This is a genomic window from Photorhabdus australis DSM 17609 (assembly GCF_000711895.1).
Taxonomy (GTDB): Bacteria; Pseudomonadota; Gammaproteobacteria; order Enterobacterales; family Enterobacteriaceae; genus Photorhabdus; species Photorhabdus australis.
On the sequence record NZ_JONO01000079.1, the window covers coordinates 1 to 14183 of the forward strand.

At 52.5% G+C, this 14183-nt stretch carries 19 protein-coding genes; all 19 read right to left on the reverse strand.

Annotated elements, in window-relative coordinates:
• The coding region (locus BO26_RS17180) for a phage tail-collar fiber domain-containing protein (protein WP_051691031.1) at positions 1-1391 on the reverse strand (1391 nt) is incomplete at its 3' end.
• 12 nt (positions 1392-1403) lie between these two features.
• Positions 1404-2060 carry a phage tail protein gene (locus tag BO26_RS17185; protein ID WP_036773619.1) on the reverse strand — a complete coding sequence of 219 codons (657 nt, stop codon included), beginning with the start codon at positions 2058-2060 and terminating at the stop codon, positions 1404-1406.
• Positions 2053-3237 (reverse strand): baseplate J/gp47 family protein, encoded by a 1185-nt coding sequence (locus tag BO26_RS17190; protein ID WP_036773622.1) that lies wholly within the window; start codon positions 3235-3237, stop codon positions 2053-2055. Before BO26_RS17190 ends, BO26_RS17185 begins: the two co-directional genes overlap by 8 nt.
• The gene (locus tag BO26_RS17195) at positions 3227-3562 is read right to left on the reverse strand and encodes a DUF2590 family protein (RefSeq protein WP_036773624.1); all 336 of its coding nucleotides are present in this window, start codon (positions 3560-3562) and stop codon (positions 3227-3229) included. The genes BO26_RS17190 and BO26_RS17195 overlap by 11 nt, the downstream gene beginning before the upstream one ends.
• A complete protein-coding gene (locus BO26_RS17200) occupies positions 3555-5666 on the reverse strand; it encodes a phage tail tape measure protein (protein ID WP_036773625.1) in 2112 nt (703 codons plus the stop codon). Before BO26_RS17200 ends, BO26_RS17195 begins: the two co-directional genes overlap by 8 nt.
• Positions 5663-5836: a DUF6890 family protein gene (locus BO26_RS24705; RefSeq protein WP_420864711.1), complete on the reverse strand. Its 174-nt coding sequence runs from the start codon at positions 5834-5836 to the stop codon at positions 5663-5665. The genes BO26_RS17200 and BO26_RS24705 overlap by 4 nt, the downstream gene beginning before the upstream one ends.
• Before the next feature lie 17 nt (positions 5837-5853).
• The gene (locus tag BO26_RS17205; protein ID WP_036773628.1) at positions 5854-6123 is read right to left on the reverse strand and encodes a putative phage tail assembly chaperone; all 270 of its coding nucleotides are present in this window, start codon (positions 6121-6123) and stop codon (positions 5854-5856) included.
• 101 nt (positions 6124-6224) lie between these two features.
• Positions 6225-6617: a hypothetical protein gene (locus BO26_RS17210; RefSeq protein ID WP_477707045.1), complete on the reverse strand. Its 393-nt coding sequence runs from the start codon at positions 6615-6617 to the stop codon at positions 6225-6227.
• Positions 6614-6952, reverse strand: coding sequence for a M15 family metallopeptidase (locus BO26_RS17215; RefSeq protein ID WP_036773630.1), 339 nt, complete (start codon positions 6950-6952; stop codon positions 6614-6616). The genes BO26_RS17210 and BO26_RS17215 overlap by 4 nt, the downstream gene beginning before the upstream one ends.
• Entirely contained in the window at positions 6949-7242 is a 294-nt protein-coding gene (locus BO26_RS17220) for a phage holin family protein (protein WP_036773631.1), read from the reverse strand. Before BO26_RS17220 ends, BO26_RS17215 begins: the two co-directional genes overlap by 4 nt.
• Before the next feature lie 12 nt (positions 7243-7254).
• Positions 7255-7710 carry a DUF2597 family protein gene (locus tag BO26_RS17225; RefSeq protein WP_036773633.1) on the reverse strand — a complete coding sequence of 152 codons (456 nt, stop codon included), beginning with the start codon at positions 7708-7710 and terminating at the stop codon, positions 7255-7257.
• A complete protein-coding gene (locus BO26_RS17230) occupies positions 7707-8831 on the reverse strand; it encodes a DUF2586 domain-containing protein (RefSeq protein ID WP_201771286.1) in 1125 nt (374 codons plus the stop codon). The genes BO26_RS17225 and BO26_RS17230 overlap by 4 nt, the downstream gene beginning before the upstream one ends.
• Positions 8832-8851: 20 nt before the next feature.
• Positions 8852-9526 carry a hypothetical protein gene (locus tag BO26_RS17235; RefSeq protein ID WP_036773635.1) on the reverse strand — a complete coding sequence of 225 codons (675 nt, stop codon included), beginning with the start codon at positions 9524-9526 and terminating at the stop codon, positions 8852-8854.
• Complete coding sequence (locus tag BO26_RS17240) at positions 9523-10020, reverse strand: phage tail protein (protein WP_036773636.1); 498 nt, start codon at positions 10018-10020, stop codon at positions 9523-9525. Before BO26_RS17240 ends, BO26_RS17235 begins: the two co-directional genes overlap by 4 nt.
• Complete coding sequence (locus BO26_RS17245) at positions 10017-10469, reverse strand: head completion/stabilization protein (RefSeq protein ID WP_036773638.1); 453 nt, start codon at positions 10467-10469, stop codon at positions 10017-10019. The genes BO26_RS17240 and BO26_RS17245 overlap by 4 nt, the downstream gene beginning before the upstream one ends.
• Before the next feature lie 101 nt (positions 10470-10570).
• Positions 10571-11275, reverse strand: coding sequence for a phage terminase small subunit (gpM, locus tag BO26_RS17250; RefSeq protein WP_081861934.1), 705 nt, complete (start codon positions 11273-11275; stop codon positions 10571-10573).
• Positions 11275-12306: a phage major capsid protein, P2 family gene (locus BO26_RS17255; protein WP_036773640.1), complete on the reverse strand. Its 1032-nt coding sequence runs from the start codon at positions 12304-12306 to the stop codon at positions 11275-11277. Before BO26_RS17255 ends, gpM begins: the two co-directional genes overlap by 1 nt.
• Before the next feature lie 24 nt (positions 12307-12330).
• The gene (locus BO26_RS17260; RefSeq protein ID WP_036773642.1) at positions 12331-13173 is read right to left on the reverse strand and encodes a GPO family capsid scaffolding protein; all 843 of its coding nucleotides are present in this window, start codon (positions 13171-13173) and stop codon (positions 12331-12333) included.
• A 272-nt stretch (positions 13174-13445) separates the two neighbouring features.
• On the reverse strand, positions 13446-14183 hold a 738-nt coding region (locus BO26_RS17265; protein WP_036773643.1), incomplete at its 5' end, for an IS110 family RNA-guided transposase.

Below are 14183 nucleotides of genomic sequence, written 5' to 3' on the forward strand. Positions count from 1 at the left end.
ACGGCAGGGGTTGGTACGTTATTCACCCCATAATATTCAACCCATGGATTCCATGGCCCGTCATTTCCGTTCCAGATCTGAGAAAGCCCACGCGTAAATTTCCTGCCCGTACTGAATGATGTGTACTCTTGTTGACAGCCATATGCACTCGGCGTAACAACCAGTGTTCCCGCCTGGTTGACCGGATAATTATTTGCTGTCGTCGCATTTGCATCCAGCGTCTGAGCGTATACACCTGCTGCGTTAATTCCCCCTAATGTATTGAGATTTACAGAAAGAGAAGACGCATAAACAGGCAACGCATTTTTCGCCAACACCACCGTATCCACCAAACCGAGGTTTTTCACAAACGCGTTTTTGTCGGGAATGTCTGCGCCATTTTGTACTTTAGACAAACGACTGTTAGCATTATCATTAGCTGCATTCACCGCCGTATTGGTCGCGTAGTTTCCCTTTGGCTGCTTTTCATTCAGGCCACTATTTAATGCGGCTTTTGTCGCATAACCCTGTTTAACTCTATCAAGTTCTTTTTGTAGGTCAGCAATATCCCGATCGCTTAATGTGCCTTGATTACGCAAATCAACCACATTCCCATTACTGTCAATCCGGGCAACCGCAAAGACATAATGCAGATAGCCCGCCACATCCACATAGTTCTTCAGCTCATTCGCCGCAGTAATTTTTACTACGGTTTTCCACTGGCTCATCAAATTACCCTGATAACTAAAATCCGCATACACATGGGTATTGCGCAGACTGTTTAAGGTCTGGCCAAACTTAAGTTCCCCACGCAGCCCGCCCACATAGGCCAGCCCTTTTTTCACCAGATATTGTTCGCCCTGACGAACCACGGCAAAACTGTCACCAAAAAAGGCGGCCTCGCCGTAGCTGTCGGTATTAATCAGGCGCTGCATGTCATCCATACCCGACAGACGCGCAGTAAAATCAATCTGCCACGTTTCCGCTGTGGTGGTGATGGCCGTCTCTTTGGCCGCACCTTCAAACTCCAGCAGGAAAGAGCGGGTTAACACATTGCCCTGTAAGCCGTTGGCGGTCTTGATTTTCTTCTGCGTGGGAGCATGGGTGATCATACCAATGACACCGGAGGCCTTATTAATCAGACCTATCCAGTTAAAATCAAAGTTCCCGACTTCCGTACCCAAAGTGACGCTGTAAGCCACGGCGTTCTCACTGGCAAGTCCGGTTTTGTTCACGGCCTGACGATGCACAATGTGACTGGCCGCAGGCAATTTCTCATCGCGGCTAATATTCCTGGACGGATCAAGATTCGGTACACAGGCAAACACAAACTCATCCAGCACCACCGGATGGCCTGCGGCGGTTTGCTGTGCTTTCCATTTTTCAAAGTCCAGGGTAATGACGGAGGACATTTTTTTATTTCCTTATAATGAAGCACCGTAGGTCACGTTCGGTACGCTGCTTTCCCTGAGGCTGGCACTGTCACAGACGGCAACGCCCGCGATATGCCCCACTTTTAATAATAATGACCGGGGCGGGAGGGCAGCGGCATAAGTGCAATACTCTGCACCCAGACTGCCAACCCGCATCAATAACTGATTTTTCGCTATCACTTCAAAGCGGTAACGGCGGCAGGTGCGGCCATACTGACGGATGATGTTCATCAGCAAATCAGGGTTAGCCGCTATCTGGCTGTCACTGAGGCGCAGGATAATCACATCCCAGTCAATGTCTGACTGGCGATCCAGTAACTCCACATAGCCCACGCCCAGTCGTTCGAAAATAGCAATAAAGCCCGCGATGCTGCCTGCATCTCTGGCGTTGATAAACGCATACTTTACCCGCTTGCGAAACAGCGGCAACGGTTCTCCGTTAAAACGCTGAATATCCCGCTGATAGGCCAGCACCGACAACAACGCTTCGGAACAAGTTTCCGCATCCAGTTGCGCCAGCGGCCATTTCAACCATTCATACACCCCCAGCCAGAATGCCCGCGCCGCACCCAACAGTTTGGCGGGTTCCCCTCTGTTCATCCATGATGGCAGCGCCAGCCGGGTGAGTCTTTCCCGGAACTCAGACATTTTTCACCTCAACCGTCAGCGATTGCAGCCGGGGTACACTCAATTCACTGAGAATGTCCACCAATGAAAAGGCCAGTGATTCAACCTCGCTGAACTCACGGTGAATTTCCCGCCCCAGACTGGAAAAGGAAAAACGCGAGTACGGCCATGTTTTCTTCACCTGATAATCGGTATTTTCCCTAAAGGCGCAGCGGACAAGGTTTGCGACATCCGTTTTCAGTGCCGCTATCTGCTCCTGACTGTAGTTCGCCAGATTCACCACAAACAGCGTCACGGTCAGCGCGTGATACGTTTCCGGCATCGGCAGGCACTGCATATCATCGCCATGCCCGTGATGCCCCTGATTGGTGATGTAATCGTTCACCGCCTCAATAAAGGGCTGGCTGGTTATGCCGGAATCCAGCAACAGATAGGCGTTGGCGGTGCCTGCCCCACGGGGCGCATCATGCAGAAAGAAGATGCGGTCAATGCTTAAGCCCGCCACAGCCGCAATCATGCCCCGATACACAGCATCGGTATGATAATTACCGACCAGATTGTACTGGTTGCGGCAACGGTCACGCAGATCATCGTCAGATTCCGCATCCGCGCCGGGCGTCAGTAACCAACCCTCTTCATTCTGTACCCGCTCAATACCAGACACCGCCACGGGCAGGATACGAAAATAGCCGGGCGCAAGGTTGAATGCGCCGCCTGCGGTGTCTGCAGCCACGGGAAGCAAAGCACTGGAAACCCCATCGGCCATCACCACGCTTCCTGTGGTACTGACCCGGTAGATTTCGCCATTAATGCGCTCAGTCTGAATCACTGTTCCGGCGGGTACCGTGACCGCCGATGCCCCCGCCGCTTTGTAAAAACGAATCCCCCCCCGTGCGGCGGATGCAGGTTTACGTTTCAGGTTGACACCCCATGCGAACATATCCAGCCATGAACCTGATGCCGTCGCCAGATACATGTTTTTCAGGGTGACATGGATTAATGCCTCCTTGAGCCACAATACCGGGCGCGTCACAATCGTATTAATCAGTCGCCAAAAAGGGGACATCCGCGAAGTATTGGTCACCAACCCAGTTTCATCTACAACCCTGGCGAACGCCGCGCTGATATCGGTTTCCGTGGTTGGCATCCCGCTATCACGAAGTACTTTTTCATAATCAATCGTCGGTTTAGTTTCCATGCCCCACACTCACATTGATACGGCCAAAATCATACGTCTCAGCCGTGATCCATAATTTGGTTGACGACTCTTCGTTAATGATGACTGTGCCCGGAATAATCCGGTCATCATCTTCGACCAGAATTTCTATCTGGGTGCGAATATCAGCACGCAGTGTCGGGCTGCGTTCGGCAACCAGTTCGGTGGCAAGACCACTTTCCATAATGGCGTGAACACAGTCCTGCCCGATGGAAAGGCGGTTATTGCAAAAACGCGGTTCATTGCCTGAGTTCAGCGTGAAACTGCCGCCCGTAATCAATAAATCAATGTATCCTGGCTCATCCATGCGCCACGTGTTCCCATTCCGTTAATTGTTCTGGTGTGATGCCATTGGAAATATTCAGCGTCACGTTTTCAATCCGGCGGCTGTTATCATTGATGGTCTGTGAGTTCGTTGTGACTTCTTTCATCAGGCCGTGCTTGCCGATCCCCTGCTTTTTCCCGCCTGTTAATACCCCCTCGCTTTCTGGCGGCCTGACCGCTTTGACGGGTTGCATCATGGACTGGGGCTGTCCCTGCAAAATGCCATTGGGTTGGGTGACCCATTTCGGGGTATTCTCCCCCATGCCCGCATTGGGTACGACCGCCTTTCCTGTCGGTTCAGTGACCGTCTTTTCAATGGCTTGGGTTTCAATATTGACACCCGGAATATAATTTAACTTATCAATGATCCAGTTATAGGCTTCCCCAAATGACCCTTTCAGCCAGTCCCATAAGCCACTAAAGAGATCGCCAATACTGTCCACCATGCCGGAAAACGTGTCGGCCAAGGAAAAATTGCTGAACCAGTTGCACAGGTTATTCCAGCCCTCCGCGATCCAATCAAAAACCTTGCCGAACATTTCCCCCAACCACTTCACACATGCCGCCACAATCTTAAATGCCGTGGTGTTCATAATAGCGGCTTTAATCGCGTCCCAATGCTTGATCAGCATGTAAATGCCAATAGCCAGCAAGGCAATGGCAGCAATAATCAGCAGGACAGGCCAGGTCATAAAGCTGAATGAAAGACCCGCTAAAAAGGCGGCAACCCTGACGGCCATCAATATCCCGCGTAACACGCGCAATGTGGTGTTCCAGATGATAATGGCACCATTACAAAGCCATACAGCCGCCGTCCACAGTTTCATCACCAGCGTACAGACTGCCCAAATGCCCTTAAGGCCAACCCAAATAAATTTGGACACCCCCATCACAATATTGGCCACCGCCCCGGCAGCGGCAAAGCTCAGAATGCCCAGCGTGATATAACCGACCCAGCAGGCAATATTGGGAAACAGTTTCAGCCAGCGCACCAGTAACTGACTGGTGTTTGCCATTTTATTGACCAGGGGCTTAATCACTGGCAGCAAGGTAGTACCAATCGCAATGCGGATATTTTCCCATATCGCATGAAGCCGTTCCCACGGGTTCGCCATCTGTCCTGCCATCTCTTGTACGCGCTTCATGCCATCGTTCGCCCCCAGCGCCGTCATGTTCTTGCGCAGCACATCGACATTGCCGTAAAGCTGTTTGACCACCACAGCAGAATCCCCGAAGGCCTCTTCAATTTCCGCCTGAGCCTTAAGATTGCCCTCAATGCTTTTGCCGTATTTGGTCTGGAGTTTCTCCAGCATGTCCGGCATGGATAACAACTGACCGGACACATTGACGAAACTTAATCCCAGTTTCTTCCCGCTGGCTTCCGCATTGGTGATAAACGACTCATACGCGCCGCTGGATTCACCGCCCAGCGAGCGTTGCAGTTCACCCAACACCGCCAACTGCTCATCAATCCCGACACCAAACTGTGTCCCTGCGGCACGGGCGCCCTCCATCAGGTCAGCGATGTCCGTCATGGACGTGCCGAAGGTCTTCGACATGATCACCGCCTTGCCTGCCAGTTCCTCAGCAAACTGGAGATGCCCCACCGCTTTCGCATGACTGGAGAACTGCGCAAACATTTTCCCCATGTAACCAGAAGCGTCTTCAGCACTGGATTTGAGGGCGGCAGCCGTGGTGTTGGCAATCTGGGTCATCCCGGGCAGGTCGCTTTGTGACAGCCCATTAATCGCCTGACTGATTTCCGCCGCTGACTGCACAAACTCAATCGACGATTTGCCATACTGTGAACTAAAGGTCATGGCATCTTTGGCCACTTTCGCCATCACCGTGCTGTCAATGCCCTGCAAGGAGGCGGACTTGAGCGCCTCGTCCATTTCAATGGCCGGATCAAGGAAGCCCTTGATTGACCAGAACGAGGCGGCCAGCCCCGCACCGCCCACGGCGATTTTTCCGAAGGCATCCTGTGAGGTTTGGGCAAAGCCCGACACCGCCGCTTTCGCACTCGCCAGCGGTTGTGTGATTTTATCAATCAGGCTTAAAGTAAACTCTAATTGCCCCTGACTCATGATTCACCCTTGAACGCTAATGCAATTCCGTTTGCCGTGGCAATGCGCATATTTTCCCAATAACGATTATCCAGCCAAATGGCACGGGCTAAACTTTCCGTATTATCTTTTTCATGCGGTAAATAATGACGGCGTAATAGTAAAGCCTGTTCAAAGACACTATTGTCAATTGCCTTAACCCGTGCATTTAGTTTTTTATTTCAATCTCCAGTTTAGGGGCATATTCTGAATTGAGCCGTTCCACAATCTGCATGGCAGCGCCGGGAATTTGCAGGAGTTCATCCAGCGCGGCTTTCGATGCGGGTTGAACGACACGCCGCAGGTAAGTGACAATCGGCACAATTTTATTATCCAGTGTCATGTCATTAATCATGCTGTTATAGGCAATCATATTCGGTTCAAATTTAATTTCCGTTTCACCGATAATTAAGGTAATAATTTTATTTTCTTTGCTCATGAGTGATTTCCTTTCTTTTATTAATTTCATCCACTAATTGATTATGCCGGGCGGCACAGTTGCCATATAACGCCGAATAATCCATTAAAATATTGGCTAAATTATTTCCGGTCGTTCCGGTTAATTTCGGTAATACTGCCTGACATTTTTTCAGCAGGTTTTCCTGATAAGGTTCGCCCGATACTGTCGGCAGTGTCGTTGTACAGCCGGACAAACTCAGGGCTAACGCACACAGCAGTAAAAACAGGCTTGACCACTTCAGTACGTATTTCTTTTGGGGCGGCATTCGCTATCCCCTCCAATTTTGCTTCCAGTTGCCGGGCGGAGGCGCTGGAAATGGCCTGCAACTCCTGTCGCATGGCCTCTTTTGCGCTTGTCGCTGCCCGTGTGATATTCAGCTCGATGCTGTCACGGTAATAATGGTTAACGCGCCAGCCTGCCCCGAACGCCAATGCCACCACAACGCCATAAAGCATCCGGGCATTGAACATCATTTCACCCCGTTATGCGCCAGTGAAAAATGATTGCCATCCGGACGGGAAAAGCGCCCGCCCCACGTACCACCGAGGGATTCCCAATATTCCCCCAAGGGTAAATAGGCCGCGCTGCTTGTCTGGTATTCCCCCCTAATGAACAAATTTAAATCCACCGCCAGACGCTGGGTATGCAGACTGTTGGCAATCCCTGTCCCTTTCCGGGCATTCAGCGCGGCTTGTTCCGGCGTGCGATAGGCTTCGCCCAATGTCACACGGTAGCCATGTTCGTCTGCCCATAAGATCAATTGTGCGATCAGGACAGAAAAAAGCTGTTGTTTTTCACTCAGTGTCATTTCCTTAACTTCCCTGTCAGCAATGCACTGCCGCGCTTGCGTAACCAGACCTCAATTAACTGATAGCCGGCAATGCCCAATGCACTGCCAATCCCGGTGACGGCTATCGGACTGATGCCCGGCCACCAAATCAGCAACGCCCCCGCCATGACTGATACCGCCGAACCCAAAATGATACGGCCGATAAACAGCCGTAAGGTGATGGGTTCGTTACCTGTCAGCATCTTGCCCAACGCAATCAGTGCCCCCAATAGCACCAGCGTGACAAATGTTTTTTCATGTTCTTCCATGAACCCCCATCCTTACCCAATCAGGCTTTGTGTCAGTTCCGCTTCCAGATAGGGAATGCCATTAATGCGCACAAAATCCGGCGACGTGACGACAAACTTAACCTTGTGCGTCATGACACTGCCGCCTTTCGGGTCAACGTCCAGAATGTCGCTGACAATCAGCTTGCAGCCGTAAGCCTCGACTTTCATCTCTTCGTTTCCTGCCTTGGCATACCACATCAGATCAACGGGCTGAATGCCCCGCCATGAACCCGCCGCACGCGCTTTGGCGGTGACGATATCCAAGTATTTGGTACTGAGTTCAATTTCACCCTCTGCCGCCACATCCCCGGCGATATAGCCATCCGGTACGCCCTGCGTCTGGGCGGCGGCGGTGTTATCCGTAATGGACAGGTTGACCTTTTCCGCATGAACCAGATCCCCATCCATATTAAAATCCACCGACTGGCCTGAAATGCGCTTGCTCATGCGGTTTTCTCCCCTTGGCTGTCCAGCAACAAACTGACGGAAATGCCTTTCGGACATTCGTAGGTGCGGATAGTAATGTAAATTTCCACGGTGTTTTTATTGCGCCATGTAATGACCACATCGCCGTCTTTTGGGGATTTCACTTCCCCCGGAAAGGTCACCCCGTTAATCTCCGTACTACGTGACATTTCACGTAAGGTCCGGGCGAAATAAGCCTGATGCGTGGCAACGCTGCCCGGCGTACTGTTCAGGCTGCGATCGGCAATTTTGGCAATTGCCTGCAAACGGACACGCCGTGCCACCTTATCGACAATCCGCAAATTTTCGATGCTCTGGTAATCGCCCCCTTCCACGTCCAACGTGCGACCGTCTGACCAATACAGGCCGTCATAATCGGGATACCACATCGGCACACTGAAACGCAGTTTTTCCAGTGCCTGTAAGGTGGCCAGATCAATCGGCTGGCCTGTGCCGTCTTTCGGGAAGTCGGTCGCGCCCAAATCCATCAGCGCACCTGTCTGTACCCGTGCGGGGCTGTCTGCCACGGTGACGGCACGATTGCACAAACGCCCGGCCAGTACACCCGCCTCATTGCCCCACAGACACGGCACCAGTTGCACCGAAGCCACAGCCTCACCCTTTTGCAGCTCTGCCAGGCGGGTGACGTAATCTGCCCACGGCTCCTTGGATTGGGGGGCATCCACCGCCAGAATCGCCCACTGCCAGCGGCCAAATTTGGCGATGGTATTGGCACGCAGGGTTTGCGCTGCCTTGATTACCGCTTTGGTGGCACCAATGGTCAGCACATAGCCCTCAACACTGGCAACAGGCTGCGCTGAAATAACAGCCTCCACAAATACCCGTTCATCCGCCTGTTCGGGCAGGATATGCACATAGCCCGACCAGTTTTGCCCGGCATTGGCCATTGCCGCCTGAACATGACGTTTAAGGGTGGTCTGTGCCGTGCCCAAGACGGCATCAAAGTCCGTCTGGGTATTCACAGCCAGGGTTTTGCCCACGTTGGTTTTCCCGGTGCCAACGAAGAGCAATACCCGCTCAATGTCCTTTGTTTCGCCTTGCAGTTGGTTAACCTGATTAACCTGTACATGTGGCCACATAATTTCGTCCTTTATTAAGGCGCTTACCCTGCGCCGTATCCAATCCCTTGTAGCTGGCGAGCCAGCGCTTTATCAAACTCGTCCTCATTCATGCCCAAGAACGATCTGGCAGGCACGTCAATTGTCCATGCGCTTTTAGCCACCTCGCCGCTGAGTTCGCGGATCAATGTCCCCGCCTGAATAAATTTCATATTGGCGGTCATTTCCTTTATCGGAGGCTTCCGCCAGCGCTTGCCCTTTCTAACCTGATAACCTAATTCACGCAGCTTTTTGGCCTGCTTGATGGTCGCCATGCGCTCCCGGTCAACGTTCTTTTGCACCTGCTGCCGACTGACCTGAAAACGCATCCCGTGTTGCTGCGCATAGCCGACAACCCCCGCAGGGACTGGCTGCTTGCCGTTGCGGTAACTTCCGCCTTGCAGGTAAACGCGCACGGCGTCGATTTCAGGCATTTCCCGGATGTGCAGCAGTTTCGGCATATTCCTGAGCATTTTCTTGCGCCATGGGCTTTTTCTGACCGTCCAGCTTTCCCCCTCCGGCGAACGCTGATTGCGCACATTGCGTTTGGCCGCATCAATCAACCCGTATTTTGCAATACGCCATAACAGGCGCTGGCGCTTTTTTTCGGGCAAATCAAGGTCACGCAATGCGTCTTGCAGTTTCTTAAGCTGGTTACGGTTTAGCTGTCCGTGGATCATGGCCGTTGTCCGATATGCGCCCCTGTCTCATCCACACTATGCACCGCGCCTTGTTCAGCAAACCAGATTTCAGTATCGGCTAATGACCAGCGCTTGCCATCAAACGGGATCATACCTTTGGGGTCTTCGCGGATCACCACAGGCTCCGCCAGTGATAACGACACCACAACCGTTGCGGTATCGCCGTCAACATCCACGGTTAACGATGGCCGTTCCTGCTCGACATTGGCATCACCCAAGCCATTTCCCTGCGCCGTTAACCAGCTATCAATCAACAAGGGGATATTACGCGGATCGCACTCCCGGTAAGGCCAGCGCCCCCACGCAATGACCGCTTCATATTGCTGGACAAACATCTGGTATTGCCCCAACCCCAAATCACGCTGTGCCGGAATAAAGCGGATTTCATCCATTTCACTGCTAAATTCCGTCTCACACAGGCGTTCCGGCAAATTTTCCCGCAAGAACGCCGTTAACTGCTGTAACTTGTTCATATCAAACGTACCGTTGTGCGTCCATGCCCTTTCATGTTGCGCAGCACGACGGCGGATTCAGCCAGCAATCTTTTGCGCACTTCCGGGCTTTCCTGTCCCGGATTGGGGGCGCGGCTGACCAATGTCGTGTATTCCCCCAATAAATCGGCCTTTGCCCGCGCATAGACCGCTTTTTTATACTGGCTGACCAGTGCGTTGTTGCCGTTAATGGCAATGCCCGGCACATCCGTTGCCTTTTGATAACCTTTAACCTGTAAACGGGCTTTCAGGCGTTGCAAATCAAGATTGATTTCTGCCACCGTTGCCAGCAGCGCATTGGCCAGCATGTCGTTATCCAGATCAGCAGGCAGCTTGCGATTGGCCTGAAATTCCCGCAAATTCAAATCTGGCCAAAAACCATCATTGGTCAGCGGCGCGTCCCGGTAATCCACAGTGTTGCCATTAAACATCGGTCACTCTCTCCCTGAAAAAAAGCGGGCTGTCCGGTTTCCACGGCCATAAGCACATCGTGCCCTGCCTCCACCGCGCCCGCTCCGGCTTGCGGCAGTCGTTATTGTCCAATAGCCAGTGCCCGTATGCGGGCGGCAATCCGTTGCCGATAGGTTTTCACCCCAGATTTCGGGTTGCATTGGTGGGCTTTCGCCAACCAGTTATCGGCCTGCTCCAGCACATCCAGTCTGTCCACCGAACTGGCCTTAATTTCGGCTTTATCCCCTTTCAGCAGGTTCAGGGCAGCAAACTTGTAGTATTTGGCCTTGATTTTCTCGTGTATCTTCCATTTTTCAGTGACATTCTGAAATGTCCTGGAAAAATAGGGTTCCACGGGGTTGCCCGCTTCGGCTTCCGCCTGTGCCCAGAGTAAAACGGTGTCGGCCACGAACGCCGGGAAGCCACTGCGAAAGTTATCGGGGGTGAGCTGTCCTTGCTCTATGGCGATATCCGCCCAGTCCAACCCCTGGGCAAACTCCCCGATATCAAATAACCAAATCACGCAGTGGGCAAAAATCGGGTTGCGGTATACCTCGCCCTCAGCCAGATAGCGTTCGGCTGTCGGCAGGTAGTTCGGCAACAGTTCCCGCCGTTTTATTTCCACTTTATCAGCGGTCGGCAATCCGTGTAACCGCTTCACATCCTGCCCAATGGCACGGGCTTGCAGGTGCATACTCGCGCCATCAGCAATGGCAACGGCTTGCTGCCGCTCCAGTTTCTGACGCAGTTCCACCGCTGCCCGGTGTCGTTGAACAGGCGATAACATTATTTTTTATTCAACGTCTCAGCAGGTTCAACCACCGTACCAATCGTGACGGCCTCTTCATCATAAGCCGCGTACAACTCTGGCGTTTCCAGGGCATAACCTTCGTTGCGCAGATATTTATTTTCGAACTGTTTACGGTCGTCCACAAACTCCGCTTTACGCTGACGCGTGTTGCGCTGGGTCAGAATTTGCAAGTTAGGCAACATGGTCACAATCATACGTTTACCCGGCATAAATGGCGGTATCATCGACGGACGTCCCGCAATGGTGCTTTCCAGCATTTGCGCTGCGATCTTTTCAGTCGGTTTGGTTGCTGCCTGATAAAGCCGGTATTGCTCTGCTGCCACCAAATCCGCCCCGACCAGTACCACCAAACGCGGATCATGGCGGAATTGCTGCGGAATGCAGGTATTAATGAGGTCTGAGGCCATTGCATCCAGTGACCTAAAGTCACCGTGTTCATCCAGTTTCACCGGGGAAGTGATCACCTGTTTGCCGTCATTCCACTCTTTGGCGATTTGGTGCCAGCCCCTGTTAACATCTTCCCCGTTCGGGTTCTCGTCAGGGTTGGTTGTGTCCGCAACACGCTGACCATTAAAGCCCACACGCAGCATGTCGAGTGCAAACGATTCATTGGTAAAGGCCTGCATCCGCTGGAAGAATTCTTCTTCACTGCCGGAATTTGCCCAGATGGACAGCAAGTCCCATTTCAGCGCCGCGCCGGAATCGGTTTCCACCAGTTTATATTCATTGCCATCAACCCCCGTCTGACGCATAAAACGGCCATCTTTCTTGCGCCCGGTAAACAGTCCGGGATTGCCCACGGACACCACCTGACCGGACAGGTGATCCACGTCCGCACAGGTGATCATGCTCAGGAACTCGACGGATTCCAGCAGTGCACTGCGCAAGGCGGTTTCTTTCGGGTCAGTCAGCGCAAAGTAGCGCGAGGTATCCGTTACCCCGTAGGCTTCGGCCAATCCCGCAGAATATTGCTGCAAAAATGCCCGTGCCCGATTATTCAATTGCATAGCTCTTCCCTTTGCCTTTTCCCATCACAGATAATTAAACTTCTTGTTTTTGTTGCCCTTCGGATTACGTGATGGCAGGCGGGTCGATACCGCATCCAATTTGCCGAACTTTTTCAGAATATCCGGCAGGTTGTCGCGCAAGCGGGCAAACTCTTCCGTATCCACCACCTCTTTGACGGTCTCTACCTCTTCCTGAACGTCGGCAACTTCCTGCTCGGTCGATTCCTGTTTGCTTTCCAAGGCAGCGAGACGGGTTTCTAAATCGGCCACCGCCTGAGCCAGTGCCTGTAATGGATCATCCTCTGATGGCGCGGAAGGGGTTTCTTCCGGTTCTTCAATATTAAAGAGACTGCGCCATTTCTTTTTAGTACCTTTAGCCATCCTTTTCCCCTTACTTTCCTTAAATTCTTTAACTTCATCAAAGACCAGCGGCTTATATGCCCCAAATCGACGATGTTTGTTCCTTTTATTAAACTGTAGGCGCGTTGTGCCCACACTGGCTGGCGAATCAGTCACTGCCAGCCCTTCCAGATAGGTTTTGCCTGTGCCGCGAAAATTACCGTTAAGGGTAAATTCCACTGAGGTAAACAACAGTTGACCGTCCCGGTTGGCCTCCAACAAGCGGTGATTGGGTCGCAGTTGTGCATAGAGACGCAACGCCCCGTCTTCCCCCCGTTCGGCCTTGGCTGCAAGCACTTCGCCCATCGCCCCGAACCAGCGTTCATGTTCCGGCCAAATTCGGGCGGTATACAGTTGAGGGTCATAAAGTTCGGCGGCCTCCAAGATCCATTGTGGTTCTATGGCCCGGCCATCAACGGTGTCGCCCTCCATGGCAATACATATCCAGTTCGTCATTAACTGAGACATATCGCATTTATATGAACGCATCCCGTTTGCAAGGCTTCCATTGTTCTGACATTGACTGGTAGGTTGCAGCTTTATATCCGGCTTTATTGCAGCCTGACAGCTGCGAGCCCCTATGTCATTCGCCGACTCACGCCTTATTTCCTTAGCGAGCTTTAAGCTCAAGGCCATATTCAGGTTTAGCGAGTCCCGGTCTTACCTGTCTTTGTCATCACGCTGGCCGCCAGAGCAACCTTTCAGCATTCACCCTTTTTAAGCGTTAATGTTTATCGGTATCAGCGATTAATACGGTCACTGACATGATTCTTATCATATTTACGGTCATGGGCTGCTATCGCCCACACTGTCCGCGCCAGCTTGTTCGCCATCGCCACGACAGCTACACTGGTCGGGCGTCGTTTCTTCAGCTCTGTAATCCATGGACCCGGTTCCTTCTCCAGTAATGCCGCCGCCCTTGCTCCGTGGATAAATAATGTCCGGAGGGAGGTATCGCCACGTTTGCTTATCCCCAGCAGGCGAACTTTTCCTCCTGAACCGGTCTGTTTCGGCACCAGGCCAACATACGCCGCGAACTCCCGCCCTGATTTGAACGCTGAGGCTTCACCCATGGTCGCAACGGCTGCCGTGGCGATGAGCGGTCCCACGCCGGGGATTTCCATCAACCGCTTACTGGTTTCATTCTGGTGCGCCACACTGTTAAGCTGTTTTTCAAGGCCATTTATCAGTGAATCCAGCTCACTCAGCCTGTTGTACTGGTCTTCCAGCACCGTGAGGAGATACGGCGGCAGTTTCGTCTTCATCCGCTCCAGGGCTGCCGGTAACTCCCTGTCCATCGCTGCCCGGCCTTTGTGGATGGTTTCACCAAATTCCAGCAGTGTCCCGTGCAGGGCGTTAATCTGTGCTGTCCGGAACCTCACCAGTTGTCTGCGCGAACGGTGCAGAACTAGCACCGACTGCTGCTCTTCGGTTTTTACTGCTATCGCCTTACCGGGTTGCTGTACTGCCATCCAGAT

Coding starts and splice junctions, on each gene's coding strand:
- BO26_RS17185 (WP_036773619.1), bottom strand. CDS start 2,060: ATGTCTGAGTTCCGGGAAAGACTCACCCGGCTGGCGCTGCCATCATGG.
- BO26_RS17190 (WP_036773622.1), bottom strand. CDS start 3,237: ATGGAAACTAAACCGACGATTGATTATGAAAAAGTACTTCGTGATAGC.
- BO26_RS17195 (WP_036773624.1), bottom strand. CDS start 3,562: ATGGATGAGCCAGGATACATTGATTTATTGATTACGGGCGGCAGTTTC.
- BO26_RS17200 (WP_036773625.1), bottom strand. CDS start 5,666: ATGAGTCAGGGGCAATTAGAGTTTACTTTAAGCCTGATTGATAAAATC.
- BO26_RS17205 (WP_036773628.1), bottom strand. CDS start 6,123: ATGAGCAAAGAAAATAAAATTATTACCTTAATTATCGGTGAAACGGAA.
- BO26_RS17210 (WP_477707045.1), bottom strand. CDS start 6,617: ATGATGTTCAATGCCCGGATGCTTTATGGCGTTGTGGTGGCATTGGCG.
- BO26_RS17215 (WP_036773630.1), bottom strand. CDS start 6,952: ATGACACTGAGTGAAAAACAACAGCTTTTTTCTGTCCTGATCGCACAA.
- BO26_RS17220 (WP_036773631.1), bottom strand. CDS start 7,242: ATGGAAGAACATGAAAAAACATTTGTCACGCTGGTGCTATTGGGGGCA.
- BO26_RS17225 (WP_036773633.1), bottom strand. CDS start 7,710: ATGAGCAAGCGCATTTCAGGCCAGTCGGTGGATTTTAATATGGATGGG.
- BO26_RS17235 (WP_036773635.1), bottom strand. CDS start 9,526: ATGATCCACGGACAGCTAAACCGTAACCAGCTTAAGAAACTGCAAGAC.
- BO26_RS17240 (WP_036773636.1), bottom strand. CDS start 10,020: ATGAACAAGTTACAGCAGTTAACGGCGTTCTTGCGGGAAAATTTGCCG.
- BO26_RS17245 (WP_036773638.1), bottom strand. CDS start 10,469: ATGTTTAATGGCAACACTGTGGATTACCGGGACGCGCCGCTGACCAAT.
- gpM (WP_081861934.1), bottom strand. CDS start 11,275: ATGTTATCGCCTGTTCAACGACACCGGGCAGCGGTGGAACTGCGTCAG.
- BO26_RS17255 (WP_036773640.1), bottom strand. CDS start 12,306: ATGCAATTGAATAATCGGGCACGGGCATTTTTGCAGCAATATTCTGCG.
- BO26_RS17260 (WP_036773642.1), bottom strand. CDS start 13,173: ATGTCTCAGTTAATGACGAACTGGATATGTATTGCCATGGAGGGCGAC.